The sequence below is a fragment of the Paenibacillus germinis genome (genome assembly GCF_013141785.1).
Classification (GTDB): domain Bacteria; phylum Bacillota; class Bacilli; order Paenibacillales; family NBRC-103111; genus Paenibacillus_E; species Paenibacillus_E phytorum.
In genome coordinates, this window is the sequence record NZ_WHOC01000073.1 from 1 (window position 1) to 16293 (window position 16293).

General features: G+C 44.9%; 13 protein-coding genes. 5 read left to right on the top strand and 8 right to left on the bottom strand.

Features of this window, described 5'->3' with window-relative positions; translation table 11 throughout:
* Positions 1-144 precede the first annotated feature (144 nt).
* Together GC102_RS14510 and GC102_RS14515 are read right to left on the bottom strand one after the other, a co-directional pair.
* Entirely contained in the window at positions 145-933 is a 789-nt protein-coding gene (locus tag GC102_RS14510; RefSeq protein ID WP_171690174.1) for a DUF2935 domain-containing protein, read from the bottom strand.
* A gap of 190 nt (positions 934-1123) precedes the next feature.
* Positions 1124-2074, bottom strand: coding sequence for a DMT family transporter (locus GC102_RS14515; RefSeq protein ID WP_171690175.1), 951 nt, complete (start codon positions 2072-2074; stop codon positions 1124-1126).
* Between the two features lie 149 nt (positions 2075-2223).
* Here GC102_RS14515 and GC102_RS14520 point away from each other — a divergent pair, with 149 nt between their 5' ends.
* Positions 2224-3564 (top strand): aminotransferase-like domain-containing protein, encoded by a 1341-nt coding sequence (locus tag GC102_RS14520; RefSeq protein WP_171690176.1) that lies wholly within the window; start codon positions 2224-2226, stop codon positions 3562-3564.
* 103 nt (positions 3565-3667) lie between these two features.
* Here the strand turns inward: GC102_RS14520 and GC102_RS14525 are convergent, their stop codons facing one another.
* Both GC102_RS14525 and GC102_RS14530 read right to left on the bottom strand, forming a co-directional pair.
* Positions 3668-4255, bottom strand: coding sequence for a TetR/AcrR family transcriptional regulator (locus GC102_RS14525; RefSeq protein WP_171690177.1), 588 nt, complete (start codon positions 4253-4255; stop codon positions 3668-3670).
* A 129-nt stretch (positions 4256-4384) separates the two neighbouring features.
* Entirely contained in the window at positions 4385-5434 is a 1050-nt protein-coding gene (locus GC102_RS14530) for an NAD(P)/FAD-dependent oxidoreductase (RefSeq protein WP_171690178.1), read from the bottom strand.
* 196 nt (positions 5435-5630) lie between these two features.
* Between GC102_RS14530 and GC102_RS14535 the strand changes: the two genes are divergently transcribed.
* From GC102_RS14535 to GC102_RS14550, 4 genes are read left to right on the top strand one after another with little or no spacing between them, the layout of a single operon-like run.
* The gene (locus tag GC102_RS14535; protein WP_171690179.1) at positions 5631-6476 is read left to right on the top strand and encodes an ABC transporter ATP-binding protein; all 846 of its coding nucleotides are present in this window, start codon (positions 5631-5633) and stop codon (positions 6474-6476) included.
* Positions 6427-7350 carry an iron-hydroxamate ABC transporter substrate-binding protein gene (locus tag GC102_RS14540; protein WP_171690180.1) on the top strand — a complete coding sequence of 308 codons (924 nt, stop codon included), beginning with the start codon at positions 6427-6429 and terminating at the stop codon, positions 7348-7350. Before GC102_RS14535 ends, GC102_RS14540 begins: the two co-directional genes overlap by 50 nt.
* Positions 7347-8357: a FecCD family ABC transporter permease gene (locus GC102_RS14545; RefSeq protein WP_171690181.1), complete on the top strand. Its 1011-nt coding sequence runs from the start codon at positions 7347-7349 to the stop codon at positions 8355-8357. Before GC102_RS14540 ends, GC102_RS14545 begins: the two co-directional genes overlap by 4 nt.
* Positions 8354-9364, top strand: a complete 1011-nt coding sequence (locus GC102_RS14550) for a FecCD family ABC transporter permease (protein WP_171690182.1) — start codon at positions 8354-8356, stop codon at positions 9362-9364. The genes GC102_RS14545 and GC102_RS14550 overlap by 4 nt, the downstream gene beginning before the upstream one ends.
* Positions 9365-9429: 65 nt before the next feature.
* Here the strand turns inward: GC102_RS14550 and GC102_RS14555 are convergent, their stop codons facing one another.
* The 4 genes from GC102_RS14555 to gcvPA all read right to left on the bottom strand — a co-directional run bounded on the left by GC102_RS14555 (position 9430) and on the right by gcvPA (position 16268).
* A complete protein-coding gene (locus GC102_RS14555; protein ID WP_171690183.1) occupies positions 9430-10410 on the bottom strand; it encodes an aldo/keto reductase in 981 nt (326 codons plus the stop codon).
* Positions 10411-10517: 107 nt separating this feature from the next.
* Positions 10518-12347: a hypothetical protein gene (locus GC102_RS14560; RefSeq protein WP_171690184.1), complete on the bottom strand. Its 1830-nt coding sequence runs from the start codon at positions 12345-12347 to the stop codon at positions 10518-10520.
* A 943-nt stretch (positions 12348-13290) separates the two neighbouring features.
* Positions 13291-14850, bottom strand: coding sequence for an aminomethyl-transferring glycine dehydrogenase subunit GcvPB (gcvPB, locus tag GC102_RS14565; RefSeq protein ID WP_171690185.1), 1560 nt, complete (start codon positions 14848-14850; stop codon positions 13291-13293).
* Positions 14847-16268: an aminomethyl-transferring glycine dehydrogenase subunit GcvPA gene (gcvPA, locus tag GC102_RS14570; RefSeq protein ID WP_171690186.1), complete on the bottom strand. Its 1422-nt coding sequence runs from the start codon at positions 16266-16268 to the stop codon at positions 14847-14849. Before gcvPA ends, gcvPB begins: the two co-directional genes overlap by 4 nt.
* Positions 16269-16293: the final 25 nt, after the last annotated feature.

The window sequence follows — 16293 nt, forward strand, 5'->3', positions numbered from 1 at the left end:
CATGGATTACAAACACATAGCAATGTTTTATTTTTCCAATTTAAATCTTTTTTTAAAGATAAACAAAAAAGGCAGATTCCAATTAGGAATTGCCCTTTTTTGTCGTCTTCTTATCGTCTTCTTAATGGAGATTCTTTTTAGGATCTACATGACCCTAGGTTTTGTGGGATCACAATTCTGCGGGGGAACAACTCCGCTTTGAGATAACTTCAATAAATAGTAACACTCTTCGCGATACATATGATCCGGCACGAGAGGGTTAATCCGCGATAACAGCTCTGCACTTAGCCCAAGCTCCTCGACTTCTTTCAAGAAAGCCATGAATATAGACATTTCCATATTAACATCAGAATGGAACTTCATAATTGAAGGGTAACTAGCTCGCAACGTTCGTAAATAACCTGCAAGTTCTATCGCTTTTAAATAAAACTCATTGAAATTCTTTTCAAATTGCTCGCTTTTCTTGATTAATCTCTTCTCTACCATATCCAAGTCCGTCGCAATAATTGCCGCATGACCTGCAGCATCAGTCAGCCAAAGCAAATGATGATGTAAAGATGCATACTTCGGGACCGACTTACCCTCCAGAAGCACGATGAGTATTTTGAAGTACTCCTCAAGCTCATTCAACATATGATTGAGAAATGTCGGTGTTAATCCGAGCTTTATTTGCCCGAGTAAGAGACGATCTAAAAGATTCAGTTTATACTCGCGTAAATTTGCCGTTAAATCGTAAGCCTGTTTGTTTAATTGAGCCAAATTGGCAGCTTCCTTCATTCGCGCTTGACCAAGGAGTTGATCATATAGGTTTATGTAAGAATGGGCGATAGCAATATCTTTGAGCTCCACAGGAGCAAGGGCATTATAAATAAACCTCGCATGATCCCCTAAAATTTGCAGCCAAAATCGATGCTCAAACAACGTTTGATCCATCAGCTCGTGCCCCTTTCCCGCTAACACTTTATCTAATTGTATGTAACGATCTAATTATAAAAACCAATCTCTGTTACTTTTAAGATAAAATGAAAAAAGACGCCTCGTGGCGTCATAACGGGAAGCAACTATTTAACTAATACATAGAAGCTTCTCCAGAATCTCATCATAGTTAGGAAAGGGTTACCCCTTACCCTCTTACACGATCAGCTTTAACCTTTGTTAAAGCCACTTTATATCGACCCAAATATTGTGTCCCGATCACCCCCGCTAGAATCATCACAGAACCAATCAAGTGATATACCGTCACTTTTTCCCCAAGAAAAAGGGCTCCCGCAGTTATGGAGACAATAGTTGATAAATTAGTGAACACGCTCATTTTGGAGGCTTCTATCTTGGACAAGACATAGTTACCTGTCAAAGCCGTCACCAGTGAGGAGAACAAGCCCAGGAATAGAATGGCCACAATGAAAGAAGGGTTAGACAATGGTGAAATAAAGGCCTCAAATGTCCCCGCACTAGCATGACTCGAAAGCGAAACAACAAGGAAGGTAGCAAATCCGATACCGAGCATAAAATAACTGATCTCCGCTGGGCTAAACTGTTTCGAAAGCGAACGAGCCAGAACACTGTATCCAGCAAAAGCCACACAAGTAAGAACCAATAGGATGATCCCTGTCATGTTTGACAAATCTACCGTGCTCCCTTTCATGATGAAAATAAACAGAACGCCGAATACAGAGAGGAAAATCGACAGTTTCTGGAAGACGTTTGTGGTTTCCTTTAGAAACAATGAAGCCAACACCATCGTTACGATCGGCGTGAATGCGTACAGGATGCCTCCCTCTGCGGAAGAGGTATGCTGCAGCCCATACGCTTGAAGCGTGAAGAATCCTAGTGGATATGTCGTTGCCAACAATAGTGCTTTGATTAGCGGTTTGCCACGGTAATTCAACTTAACCAAACCTAGCGCAACAGGGATAGAGAAGACTGCGAACGAAACGGCAAAACGATAGGTGAGCGTATCGAGTGGGTTGGCATGATCAAGAGCTATTTTGGCAAACAAGAAAGAAAATCCAATGATCACCGCATTTAGTATGGCAAATATATAGGCAAGTTTGATTCCTTTTCGGTTATTCATAATTTTCCCCCGCTTCCTAACGAATTATGGTACTTTATTGATAATGGTGCCGGCCGGCTGTTGCTTTCAAGCATAGAACGAATACTGTCTTACTACAATCTATTTACGGACCAACTGTACCGGTACAATTAAAGAGCGGGGACATATATATGCATAAATATTCGCTTATTTTCAATGACATCGAACGGCGAATTGAAAATGGACAAATACGATCCGGTCAAAAGCTGCCGTCAATAAGGGAGCTGTCTATCGCCTATTCCTGCAATAAGAGCACGGTCATTCGTGCTTATACCGAGCTTGAGAATCGCCATCTCATTTACTCTATCCCCCAAAGTGGGTATTATGCGGTACAGAAGCGAACAGATGGCATCCATCCTACGGAACAATCAGCCTATGATTTCTCATCAGGTGCACCGGACCCTGAGCTGTTTCCTTATCTGGATTTTAAACATTGTATTAATAAAGCGATTGATACCTATAAGAAAGAATTGTTCGTGTACGGAACTCCGCAAGGACTACCATCGTTATTAAAGGTGTTAACCAAGCATTTGGCCAACTATCAGGTGTTCACGAATCCAAGTAACATTCACGTTACTTCAGGCGTGCAGCAAGCCTTGTCTGTCTTGGCTTTGATGCCTTTTCCGAATGGAAAACGAGGGGTGTTGCTTGAACAGCCTAGTTATTATTTATTTATACGCCTATTAGAACTTTATCAAGTCCCTACTTATGGCATCACAAGAACAGTCAGCGGCATCGATCTGGATGAATTAGAGCGCTTGTTCCGTACAGAAGATATTAAGTTCTTCTATACCATGCCCCGCTTCCATAATCCTCTCGGCAGTTCTTATTCGGAACAAACGAAGAAAGAAATAGCCCGATTAGCCAAACGCTATGACGTCTACATCGTCGAAGATGATTATCTGGCCGACTTGGAGAACGATACGAAATCTGACCCCATCTTCGCTTATGCTTCAACCCATGTTGTTTATTTAAAAAGTTACTCCAAGATCTTGTTTCCAGGATTACGAGTGGGCGCAGCCGTCCTCCCTACAGACCTCACACTCACGTTCAGCAACTACAAGAAATTATCGGACATTGACAGTTCTATGCTCTCGCAAGCCGCATTAGAAATTTATATTCAAAGTGGTATGTTTGAACGGCGCAAGCACAAAATCAGAGATTCTTATTCGCGTAGACTGATGCATCTGAATAAATCCTTACTTGCAAACAGTGACACTGCATATCTACCTCTATCTGAAGTGATTTCGGGTGTGTACACTCATATCATCGTCCCAGCCCATCTGCACATCCCCACCCTGTTGGATAGATTGCGTAAGAAGCGTGTTATTCTGCAGGACCTCCAACCATATTACTTATCTGCGTTTAATCCTGAGCAATTGTTAAGTCTTAGTGTAACGCAAGTGTCAGAGGAGCGGATCGAAGCCGGCGTACGACTTATTGCGGATGAGATCAAGCGGATGCTTGGGTGAAACGGAGTTCCTTCGCTCCCCGAAGGCAATCAAATACCTATTTAAAAGCAAAAGCCCTTCTGATTCACTTTCATCAGAAGGGCTTTATTTATACATTCATCTGCTAGGAGATTCCGTAAAGAAGCAGATCCCAAACCGAAGCAAATTCCTGTTCAATCGTGTCTGATGACCATTCCTTCGCATGTACAGGATGATGAAAACGGGAAGTAGCGATAAAAATAGCTCTCGCAGTAACGATTGGTTCAAAGGATTTGAACTCCTGGGACTTCATTCCTTCTTCGATAATGCGGGCAATCTGATCGATTAATTGATTGACATGCGTATTTATCATTTCGACTGCATCTAATGTAACAGCCGCGTACATGGCAAACATTTCGGAATCATTGATTGCATAGGCCTTCTTCGTACGGATCAAGGTTTCAAACCACGTGCGTAAACGCTCTGTAGCACTACCACCAGACTGGACGGCAATAGCTTCTAAGGGATCTAAGATGATTTTGTGCAGCCATCGCTCAGTTACCGCCTCTCTTAATGAGGCTTTACTTGCAAAGTGTCGATAAAGAGTGCCATGGCTAACTTGAAGTGCTCGAGCCACATCGACTACGGAAGTTTTGTCAGGTCCATAACGCCGAAGCACCTGTTCCGCCGCATCTAGTATGGCTTCTTTCGTTAATGGAAGATCATTGGACATGTTGCTCCCCCTCTCTATTAGTAGTTCCATGATATCACAGTAAGTATCAAAAACAAAATGACAATATCGTTATTTTGTATTATGTTTTTACATACAGGAGGGGTTTTTCGCATCATAAAAAACAAAATGCTAGGTCATCATTCGTTTGACTAATTCTCGATTGCGCTTTTTAAATACTTCATTATGCGAAGACACCATGGCAACCTTATTAGCCTCAGGCTGGATATATTGCTTTGCTTTATTTACAGCGTTTGCAGCGTCTTGGAATGCACCGGCAATTAAATGCAGCTTTCCATCGTGGTGTAAAATATCTCCAGCCGCATAAATTCCATCTATCGAAGATTCGCTAGCCGCATTACCAGCAATGTAATAGTTATCTGCGATCGCAATCTTTACTTCACTATTCTTAAGTAGTGTTGTATCACGTTCATAACCATGATTAATAATCACTTCATCAATGGGCAAATACGACACCTCACCTGTTTCATGGTTGGTAAGTTCGACACGTTCAATGACTTCATGATTACTGCTAGCAACTAGTTTGGTTATGGACGTATGGAAGAAACAAACAACGGAACTCTCCATGAGCTGCTTTACTTGTGCTTCGTGACCTGTTAAAGCCTCTTTTCGATAGGTTAAATAAACGTTTTTGGCGATAGGCTCTAGTTCATTTGCCCAATCAATTGCAGAATTGCCCCCGCCAGAAATGATCACCGTTTTGTTTCTAAAATGCTGCAAAGACTTCACGGTATAGTTCAAATTCGACACTTCATATCTCTCTGCGCCTTCGATCTCCAGCCTTTGCGGATTCAATATTCCCCCTCCAACAGCAACGATAACTGTTTTCGTGTAATGCTTCTGACCAGAAGCAGCTTGCAAGACAAAAATACCCTCTTCATTACGTGTGATCGACTCTACCTTTTCATTCAACACAACTTCTGGATGAAACGTTAGTCCTTGCTCTACAAGATTTTCAATAAGCTTCGCTCCTGGAGTTGGCGTGTGTCCTCCCACATCCCATATCATTTTCTCCGGATAGATATGTATTTTTCCACCTAGTTGGGTTTGATACTCAATAAGCTTGGTCTTCATTTCTCTAAGTCCACTATAAAAAGCGGAGTAAAGCCCTGCTGGCCCTCCTCCAATAACAGTCACATCATACAATTCCTGTTCTTCCATTTCCCGATCACTCCTCGGCTACGAAACGTAAATGATTATCATTCTCAATTAAATATACGTCTATTCTTCTCATTTGACAACAAAAAAAGTTATTGACAAATAAAATTGTTCGCTTTATTGTGTGTAATATAGTGAAATTGATAATCATTATCAGTTAATGGGTAGTGCCTATATTGAAATAAATGGGGGTTATCTTATGGTTCGCCTGTATACAGATCAGCTAAACATTGGTTATGGTGAACGTTTAATTGTTAAAAATCTCAGTGTAGAGATTCCAGACAACCAAATCACCACCATTATCGGAGCGAATGGCTGTGGAAAGTCTACCCTATTGAAAGCAGCCACGCGGATTATTTCCCATCAATCGGGTTCAATCGTTCTGGATGGTGAACATATTGCCAAAGAACATACAAAGATACTCGCTAGAAAAATGGCGATCCTTCCACAAGCACCCGAGAGTGCAAGTGGTTTAACCGTCGGTGAGTTAGTATCGTATGGTCGCTTTCCTTACCAAACGGGCTTTGGGCGCTTATCGAAAAAGGACTATGAAGTGATCGACTGGGCGCTTGAAGTTACGGGCACCATTGACTTTAAGTTACGTCCTGTAGATGCACTATCCGGAGGACAACGCCAACGCGTTTGGATTGCCATGGCGCTTGCGCAAGAAACGGAGATTATCTTCCTTGACGAACCTACCACCTATTTAGATTTGGCGCATCAATTAGAGGTTCTAGAGCTTTTGCAAAAACTTAATAGGGAACAGGAACGCACGATTGTCATGGTCCTCCATGATTTAAATCAAGCGGCTCGTTTTGCTGACTATATCATCGCTCTCAAAAATGGTGAAATCGTGAAAGCTGGCACTTGCGAAGAAGTGATAAATCATGACGTGCTCAAGAAAGTTTTCCATATTGACGCTGAAATCGGACGAGATCCTCGAACAAATAAACCTATGTGCGTTACCTACAATTTATTAAAGGGAGATAACCAAAATGAACAAACGACTAATTCCGTTCCTGCTCTTCATCTCATTAGCTCTTAGTGCTTGCAGCAGCCAAACAACCCAAACAGAGAAGAACGCAGCGAAAGCTGAAAACAAACCAACAACCATTACCTACCAATCTGAAAATGGACCTGTCGAAGTTCCGGCCAATCCGCAACGCGTCGTTGTCCTTTCTTCTTTTGCAGGAAATGTAATGGCTCTAAAAGTTAATCTTGTTGGTGTCGATTCATGGTCTAAAATGAACCCCCGCTTCGAAACAACATTGAAAGCTGCGCAAGAAGTTTCCGATGAAAGCTTAGAAAAATTGATTGAATTAAAACCGGATTTAATCATTGGTCTATCTAGTGTCAAAAACGTGGATAAATTGAAGCAAATTGCCCCTACAGTAACGTATACATATGGAAAGGTAGATTATTTAACCCAACACTTAGAAATCGGCAAACTTTTAAATAAAGAAAAAGAAGCGCAAGCTTGGATAACTGACTTTAAAAACCGGGCGCAGAAAGCCGGAGAAAACATTAAAACAAAAATTGGTGCGGATAAAACGATTTCTGTTGTTGAAAATTTCGACAAACAGCTTTACGTCTTCGGAAATAACTGGGGTCGTGGCACCGAAATTCTTTACCAAGAAATGAAGCTAGAAATGCCTAAAAAAGTCAAAGAAATGGCTTTAAAAGCCGGTTACTACGCCTTGTCTTTGGAAGTACTTCCGGAGTACGCAGGTGACTACGTTATCTTCAGCAAGAACCCAGACACAGATAATTCATTCCAACAAACGGATACCTACAAAAACATTCCAGCGGTTAAAAACAAACAACTATTTGAAGTCAATGCGAAAGAGTTCTATTTCAATGATCCACTAACCTTAGAATATCAACTCGATTTCTTTGTTAAAAGCTTAGGTAGTAAATGATTACGGAACATCAACGGTTCATCCCATTCGTATATAAACTGATTGCTGGAATCGTAATCTTTGTGGGTATGTTTATTGTTTCCATGGCATTTGGGGCCGCAGATGTTACCGTCAAAGATGTCTGGCTGGCCCTCACTTCTCATGCTGCAGGTGATAAAATATCGATCATTCGCGAAATTCGATTACCTCGGGAAATTGCGGGGATTTTTGTTGGAGCCGCGCTAGCCGTTTCCGGAGCTATCATGCAAGGGATGACCAGAAACCCGCTTGCTGATCCTGGTTTACTTGGCTTGACCGCCGGAGCAAACGCGGCTCTGGCATTTACGATTGCTTTTATCCCTTCAGCCAATTACTTCGGGATTACGATTGCTTGTTTTATTGGAGCTGCTGTAGGTGCAAGCATCGTCTTCGGTATTGGCGCAGCGAAAAAAGGCGGCTTCTCTCCTCTTCGCATTGTATTAGCCGGAGCAGCTGTATCTGCGTTCCTATACGCGATCTCGGAAGGTATCGGTATTTATTTTAAAATTTCAAAAGATGTATCCATGTGGACGGCAGGAGGGTTGATCGGCACTTCATGGGGCCAACTCCAAGTTATTGCGCCATTTATTGCGACCGGTACACTGATCTCCCTACTCCTCTCTAGGCAGCTTACTATTCTAAGCTTAAGTGAAGAGATCGCTGTTGGGTTAGGACAGAAGACGACACAAATCAAAACCGTGCTTTTTATCATCATTATCTTACTCGCGGGTGCCTCTGTTGCGCTTGTTGGGAATATGGCGTTCATTGGTTTGATGATTCCTCATATTGTTCGCGCCATTGTTGGAACCGATTATCGTTTTATTGTGCCAATGTCGGCAATTATAGGAGCCGTATTTATGCTTTTTGCGGATACCCTTGGACGTACGATCAATTCTCCCTATGAAACACCAGTGGCGGCCATAGTGGCGATGATGGGTTTGCCCTTCTTCTTGTTCATCATACGTAAAGGAGGAAAGGCATTCTCATGATTCATCCTCCCGCTTTAATTAAAAAACAACGGCTGCTATTATATGGTTCACTTGCACTTATTACGATGACGATTGTTCTCGGGCTGGGAATGGGATACTCCTCTATATCCTATGATAGGCTGATTCCGACCCTTCTCGGTCAAGGCACATTCAAAGAAGAGTTTGTTTTATTTTCGATTCGATTACCACGCATAGTGATCACTCTGCTAGCAGGCATGGCACTTGCCTTATCAGGTGCTATTCTACAAGGGATTACACGAAATGATTTAGCTGATCCGGGCATTATTGGCATTAATTCTGGGGCTGGTGTTGCTATTGCCGTATTCTTTTTATTTTTTCCTATCAAGGCAGGATCGTTTATTTACCTTCTCCCACTTGTCGCTTTTATTGGTGCTTTAATTACGGCATGCTTGATCTATCTACTTTCATTTAACCGCACCGGTGGCCTTCAACCTGTCAGATTGGTGCTAATTGGAGTCGGTTTTTCAATGGCGCTATCCGGGGTCATGATTGTCATTATTTCATCTGCTGAACGGGCCAAAGTCGATTTTATCGCAAAATGGTTAGCCGGAAGTATTTGGGGCTCTGACTGGCCTTTTATTTGGGCAATTGTTCCTTGGTTAGCTCTGCTCATTCCATTTACCTTATACAAAGCAAATCGTTTGAATCTGCTGGGACTAGGCGAACCTGTAGCGATTGGCGTAGGTGTATCTGTTGAAAAGGAACGTATTGTCTTACTTTTAACAGCAGTTGCCCTGGCCGCTTCGGCTGTTTCGGTCACTGGAGGAATTGCCTTCATTGGACTGATGGCTCCGCACATGGCCAAAGCTTTGGTAGGACCCAGAAATCAATTATTTATTCCAGTCGCCATTCTGATTGGTGGTTGGCTATTAGTAATGGCAGACACCATTGGACGTAATGTGATTGAACCTGATGGCATTCCCGCCGGCATTATGGTCGCTTTTATTGGGGCGCCGTATTTTATGTATTTATTATTGAAGAAATAAGCTTGTATATGAGAAAAAAACTGAACTCCATGGCATCATGGGTTCAGTTTCTTTCTGTATATTTATTATCGGATTACGTTGCTCGATATTTCGCTGATTGTTTGGATTTCATTAGCAGTAAGCTTAAATTGCATGGCTTTTACATTTTCTTGAGCATGATGAATTTTAGAAGCACCGGGAATGGCAAATACTGTTTCTCCGTGAGCGTTAATCATCCAATTCAATGCGATTTGTGTTGGAGAAGCATCGTACTGAACAGCTAGCTCTTCCAAGTGATCGATGAGAGGCTTTGATTTCTGAAGTCCTGATTGTTTAAAAGAAGACGTCCATTTTCTAGGACCCGTTATCCCTTTCACGAGATCAGGATTCTTATGGAATTTGCCGCTCAGAATTCCTTGCTCTAATGGAGAGTAAGCAATAATTGCAATCCCTAACTCTTTAGCTGTCTCCATAATCCCATTCTGTTCAATACGCCGATCTAGCAAGCTGTACTTCACTTGATTGGATGCTAAAAGAAGGCCATGCTCCTTCAGTACTCGGTGAGCCTCCCGCATTTGCTTTGCCGAATAATTACTCACGCCCACGTTTTGAATTTTACCGGCTTTGACCAATTGAGCCATGGCTTTCATTTCACTTGCTACAGAGGAGAAAGAGTAAGGCTGATGTACTTGATGCAGATGGATCGTGCGATTATCTAAGTATCGAATGCGCTCATCGATTGTACTTACAATGCTTCCGGCTGTGCGAAAAATCGGCCACCATTTCGTAGCAATTCGAGCGTCATCCGCCAAAGACCCTGAATCTCGGAGAGCTTTCGAAAGCATTTGCTCCGACTGTCCTTTACCATACACTTCCGCTGTATCAAACCAATTGATGCCGCCTTCAAGGCTAATCTTAACGATCTTCAGCACATCATCGGCACCCAGCACAGGCCAAAACTTGCCTACTACCCCTTGCCCATTGCTAAATTGCCAGCAGCCAAGTCCAAGTGGTGAAAGCTCTAAATTCGTGCTTCCCAGTTTACGGAGTAACCTTGTTTTCTCCATGACACTCACCTTTTTTTCAAATTGAATGAGGGATATCGTTTTTCGCAGAATTTAGTTCAACTTAACACTACTTTGCTTACTACAAAATAGCAACCTAGGACGTGAATTTAAGGGTTGAGTCGATCCACCAACTGCTGCCTGTACAAGCTGAGCGGTAAAACATGCTTACCCAGTGCATTCAGATACCCATCTTTCCTCGAACGAGGATCATAGTCATTCGGTGCGCGTCCTTTCTTCATCTCACCAACGTGACCAATCGCGTAGTTTTGCGCGGTAGGCGGCTGCTGCAGCGTCAATTCTCCCTCCGTGTTCCAGGTGACATAATTCGCACCTGCCCAACCGTGTCCGCTGCCTAGCCAAATGCGGTCTTGGATAGCGATTGGCGCCTTCACATTATCGTACAGACCGCCTACCGACCAGCGATGATGCGGTTCACTTGTGTTATAGTCGGTGGAGGATTTGCAGTCGAGAAATACATTCGGTCCCGTCACCCACTTATCGACAACGAATGCATGCCTCGCTGTTTCCGTATAAGCTCGCTGGACTAAAATCATTTGTCCGCAAACATGAAAGCTGTAGCGGCGACCGCCGGTTATGATACTAACCATATCCAAAACCGTACAATCTTGAATGGTCACCCACTTGCTCCCGTAGTCGGCAAGGACAAGGCTATGATCAAGATGGTAACCTGTAACGTCACGTACCCAAGCATTCTTCACATGATTCAGGACGGCAAAGTTGGTTGTGTGGTTTTCGTCAGCACAATACGGATCAAGAGCACCCTTCCGATCATCAATCTGTGTATCCGTCACAGAAGGATCGAATTCGACGTCAATACGCATATTTTCTACACCAATATGCTCGATTCGGTCTGGATCTTCATATTTGAAAACCCGTGCCCCGCCCCAACGCAGCTCAATTGAATTAGTAAGCGGTGCGTCTACGGTTATCTTGTTGCCTTCCATATGAACGATGATACGGTCAAAATCAAGTTCAAATGGGCTCCACATCTTGGTTCCGCCGGTAATAGGCCGTTGCACTATGGCATCCATTCCGATTTCATGAATCCAAGCGTCGTTCCCATAGCGGCGTACAATGACCGAATCCCCGACTTGGAGATGGCGTGCATCCGCCACATGGAAAGAATTCGATCCTGAAGGAACATATAGATCGGTAACCGTCGTACTTGTGTCTTCCAACAGCTTGATCCCGCTTGCGCCACCAATTTCTAAAATATTTTTCTTGGTTGCACCTGTCGCATACAAGAGCGTGCCGTCTTCCCTTTGTCCTTCTCCGCGAAGGACAACCCCGCTAGCTGCTATTTTCAGCGTTCCGGCTAAATGGTACGTTCCACGTCTCAGCAAGACAGCACCGCGTAATCCTTCTGGCGTAAGCGGAAGCTGGGACACAGCATCAATGGCTTCCTGAATGCGTGCTGTCGCATCCCCTTCTCCAGGCTCGATGGTCATTTGCGTTTGTACATCTGGAAGTTGTATGCCGCCGATGTAACCTGCATGAGAAAAATCTGCGATCCGATTTCCTTTGTAGTCCGGTATGTAAACAAGCTTACCGCTCGTCCCCATATAAGCAATGTCCGATTGGTCGTTCTGAATGACCGACGGATCCTTTACATAAAAGTAGAAAGCATCGTGCAGATCCGAATAACCGGGACGCGAGAAGGTTAGCCGCAAGATGTGCATCCCAAACCGTTCAACCGTACCCGGGATCGCGATTTCTGCCTCATCCCCGAGTTGGAGGGATAGTGACGTCAGGCGAATGATATCGCCTTTCTCTAGCTCTACAATTGCGCTAATCGTCATTGCTGCGTACACATGAACTCGTAAGGTTGGGAAAAGGTCAGCTGGCTGCAGCTGAGCCGGTTGACCGATCTCCCTAATGAGAGTTGGGTGTTCTAACCATGTTCTAACGACTTCCATCATTTCCTCCCCTTGATACTAATTTGTTCTATATGGAAACCGGAAAAATGAGCATGATCTTCGTCCTATAAATTGAGACATACCATGTCAGCAGTAGATATTCCGGTCTGATCACAACATCAATTTCAAATTCAGGATTAACCCTATGGCGCAAGATGACCAAATAGTGCATCAAATGTTTGAGTTCATTCTCCCCCTTCTCCTTTGATCTTAAGTTTGATTCTACTATGCTAACTATCATCTAACCATGTAAAATCTTTTTGCCTAGTTGGGTTATTTTATGGTGCTTTTAATGTTGAACCAGAAAAGATGTTCTGAAGAGCGCATCGGGATGTGCTGGTTGATTGATAGCTTAGTCCGGAGAATTCGAAGAGGTACTAACAATTCTATTCGAGCTGCGGGGGGAGACAAGGATAGGCGGCTTAGTCAGTCTTTTCTAGCTGTGAGAGTGGGTTTGTTCAAGCAATGCATACTCCAAACAAGTTGTACTTTGTACAACAATAGGCTGACCAATCTGCGTTTTTTCCGCGATTTTTGCACGAAAATACAACATTTTCTCCCGAAAACAGCTCATTGGCATGAAATTAGGCTAAATTGTTGCACAATATACAACAACGACTGTATCTAGAGAAGAAAACTCTGAGAATTGTTGTACTCCGTACAACATTAGCCCCTTGCAACGATCGCAGCACCCCACTTCTTAGCTGGCCATACTAATAAAAGGGTAAGTTTCTCTCACTCCCACACCCATGACATAGCACACTTGATTGTAAATAAACAAAAAACAGTCCAAAAGTTGGACTGTTCTTTGTTTATTTACGTTGGTTTCACGCTAACGCTCAATTCACCACAAGAACTGGATGAATCGCGGATTGACATAAGTATATGTAGCGCATTCCTTATTAGCTAAGGCGGTACCCTTCACCGTTCCTAACTACGTCTGTTAGTCCGCTTGCGTTTTCTTCAGATATGCCCGCCAGGTAATACACCATTCCTTCGGATCGTCGAAGCTGGAATGGTCAATGCGGTGCACGGTGCTGCGTGTTGGCGCATTTTTGACGATTTCCGGACTTTCGTAGGCTTCCTTCGAAATTTGCGCCAATGCGTTGATATATTCGTCGAGGTCTTCCTTGGAGTAAGACTCTGTCGGCTCCAAGGTAAACGGCTGAGGGACGACGTACGGATGATGGCTGGTCCAATAGTGCAGACCGAAATCGCACATTCTGTGCGTCACATCCTCCGTCGTAACGCCCGTTTCCTGCGCCATCTGCTCCCAGCTGTAACGCACCTGCTCCAGGCGGTTGCCCTTGACGTAAGGAGCGGATGCCCCGCGAATTTGCAATATTTTATGATACAAATAGTTATTGTTGAGGACAGCAGTCTGCGCCACGTTCAGCAATCCTTCCGCTCCGAGAGCGCGAATCCATGCATAGGCTCTTAGTACGGTCTGTGAGACGCCATGGAAAATACGCACTTTGCCGATGCTGTTGTCGCCCGTCCGGTTCAGCACATACGTGCCGTCCTCCAGCTCCACAACAGGACCTGGCATAAAAGGAATCAACTCGCTCACGACGCCAAGCGCTCCCGTCGCCGGACCTCCGCACATATGCGGTGCCGCAAATGTTTTGTGCAGGTTGAAGAAGCACATGTCGAAACCCGCTTCCTTCGCCCGTGTCACGCCGAGCAGCCCGTTCGCATTCGCTTGGTCGTAATAGCAAATGCCTCCTGCGGCATGAACGATATCCGTAAACTCTCTGATTCTCGGGTTGAAAATTCCGGTGTCCTCCGGGTTGGCAACGACAAAGCCAGCCGTACGGTCGGAAACGACCTTCTTGAGCGCCTCGATATCTGGGAAGCCGTCCGCGTCAGGGTAGAGTGTAATGATTTTGTAGCCTTTCACCGCAGCGGTTGCCGCCTGCGACGGGTGAGAGAAAATCGTTGTAATGATTTCGTCACGCTGATCTCCTTCACCACGAGACTCGTGATAATTGCGGACGATGGAGGCCATCGCTAGCAGTGCCTGCGTGCCACTGCTCGGCTGGAATGAGAATTTGTCCATACCGGAAATTTCGCGCATGGCGAGATCCAGCTTGTAGAACACTTCCAGAATACCCTGAACGTTACTAACATCCTGCAGCGGATGAAGCTCCGCCAGCTTCGGCGTGCGAATCATCATCTCGTTGATGCGTGGGATGTATTTCATCGTGCATGTGCCCTGCCCGATTTCTACGTTAAAGTCGGAGCCCATCGTTTCCTGCGAAAGCCGCAAATAGTGGCGAAGCACCTTCGCTTGACCAATTTCCGGCAGCTTCGGAAGCTCTGTCCTGCGCATCGACGCAGGGATAGCTGAGACTCCGTCACCTACTGCCGAGGCAATCGCCGCTTCAATTTGCGGCACTTGTACTCCGCGCTCGCCTTCTTTATGGAGCTCGAAAATAACAGGTTCATCCCATTTAGCCTGATGAAAGTTTCTTACCTTACTTTCTCTGCGTATACGTTTCATACGGAAATCACTCCTTCAGCCGAATAGGCTACACAAGTAGAAATCGCACGAACTAACTGTTCAATCTCTTCCTGGGCGTGCACCTCGGTCACACAGTATAGGGCGCACTGGCCAAGATCGGGAAAATCGTCCGACAAGTCTTTGCCGCCTTGTATACCAAGTGCTAGCAGGGCGCGATGAATATCTTCAACCTTCTTGCCCGTTTCCGTAAAATCAACGACGAATTCTTTAAAGAACGGCGACCCAAAACGCACCGCAACTCCATCGATCTCCGAGAGCAGCTTTGCCGCATACTGTGACTTTTGCATAATCGTCTGGCCAAGCTCCTGCATGCCGTGAGGTCCGAGCAGCGCGAGATAGACGCCTGCCGTAATGCCCCACAACGCGGTTTGCGTACCGACCGATTCTTTTCCTTTTTCGCGCAAGGCAAAAGAAGTGCGATCGTAAGCTACGTCTCCGAAGCCGTATTCACCTTCAACGATCGTCGGAGCGATGCCGAACAAGCGGGATGGATATTCCATAACGAATTTTTCTTCATCCCGTGTCGCGATGAACCCGGCTTGACCGCCGCCATAGTTCATATGCATACCGAGCGGCTGCAATTCGCCGCAGACGATGTCCGCGCCGTACTGGCTTGGCGGCTTCAGCACGCCGAGCGAGCTGGGATCAACGCCGACGACACACAACGCGCCTACGCTATGCGCCAGATCTGCAATCTGCTGCCCTTGCGACTCAATAACACCAAGGAAGGTTGGATTTTCAAAGTAAACAGCCGCTACGTCTTCGTTCAGTTTGCTTTGCAGGTCGGCCAAATCCAGCTCGCCTGTCTCGCCTAAATAATCGACGAAGCTGTATGACAAATCAGGATGAATGTAATTCGCAATCACCATCAGCTTCTCGGCATCCATATTACGCGGCATCAAAACGTGCTTACGGCCTGTAATTCGACCAGCCATCCGCAAGGAAGTCGAAGCCGCTTGCGGCCAGTCGAACGTTGGAACGTTAACGACGTCCATATCAACCAGCTCCGCGACCAAGCTTTGGTATTCAAACAGCGCCTGAAAACGGCCGTGATCTTCGTACGGTTCACCCGCATAGGCCGTCACGAATTCGGAACGCTGATTGATCTCATCGCAAACCGCTGGGATAAAATGCGGCCAGCAGCCTGCGCCAAGAAAGCTGACGACGTCTTTGACGCTTTTATTTTTAGCCAATAATCCTTCCACGTAGCGCTGCAGCTCATATTCCCCTAGAGCCGGGGGCAGGTCCATCATTCGGTTCAATTTCAGCGAATCTGGTATGATATCGTATAAATCTTCGATACGCTGAACACCTATTTCGTCCAACATTTGCCGCTGTACGTCGGGCACTGTGTTAGGAATATAAGGATGTACTTGCTTTCTATCGTTCGTATTCATCTATTGCTGCCTCCTTATGAGTTTG

Bases quoted from the DNA above. Each gene is read 5' to 3' on its own strand.
- GC102_RS14550 (WP_171690182.1), top strand. From the start codon at position 8,354: ATGATTCATCCTCCCGCTTTAATTAAAAAACAACGGCTGCTATTATAT.
- GC102_RS14520 (WP_171690176.1), top strand. From the start codon at position 2,224: ATGCATAAATATTCGCTTATTTTCAATGACATCGAACGGCGAATTGAA.
- GC102_RS14560 (WP_171690184.1), bottom strand. From the start codon at position 12,347: ATGGAAGTCGTTAGAACATGGTTAGAACACCCAACTCTCATTAGGGAG.
- GC102_RS14525 (WP_171690177.1), bottom strand. From the start codon at position 4,255: ATGTCCAATGATCTTCCATTAACGAAAGAAGCCATACTAGATGCGGCG.
- GC102_RS14530 (WP_171690178.1), bottom strand. From the start codon at position 5,434: ATGGAAGAACAGGAATTGTATGATGTGACTGTTATTGGAGGAGGGCCA.
- gcvPB (WP_171690185.1), bottom strand. From the start codon at position 14,850: ATGAAACGTATACGCAGAGAAAGTAAGGTAAGAAACTTTCATCAGGCT.
- GC102_RS14515 (WP_171690175.1), bottom strand. From the start codon at position 2,074: ATGAATAACCGAAAAGGAATCAAACTTGCCTATATATTTGCCATACTA.
- GC102_RS14540 (WP_171690180.1), top strand. From the start codon at position 6,427: ATGAACAAACGACTAATTCCGTTCCTGCTCTTCATCTCATTAGCTCTT.
- GC102_RS14555 (WP_171690183.1), bottom strand. From the start codon at position 10,410: ATGGAGAAAACAAGGTTACTCCGTAAACTGGGAAGCACGAATTTAGAG.
- GC102_RS14510 (WP_171690174.1), bottom strand. From the start codon at position 933: ATGGATCAAACGTTGTTTGAGCATCGATTTTGGCTGCAAATTTTAGGG.
- GC102_RS14545 (WP_171690181.1), top strand. From the start codon at position 7,347: ATGATTACGGAACATCAACGGTTCATCCCATTCGTATATAAACTGATT.
- gcvPA (WP_171690186.1), bottom strand. From the start codon at position 16,268: ATGAATACGAACGATAGAAAGCAAGTACATCCTTATATTCCTAACACA.
- GC102_RS14535 (WP_171690179.1), top strand. From the start codon at position 5,631: ATGGTTCGCCTGTATACAGATCAGCTAAACATTGGTTATGGTGAACGT.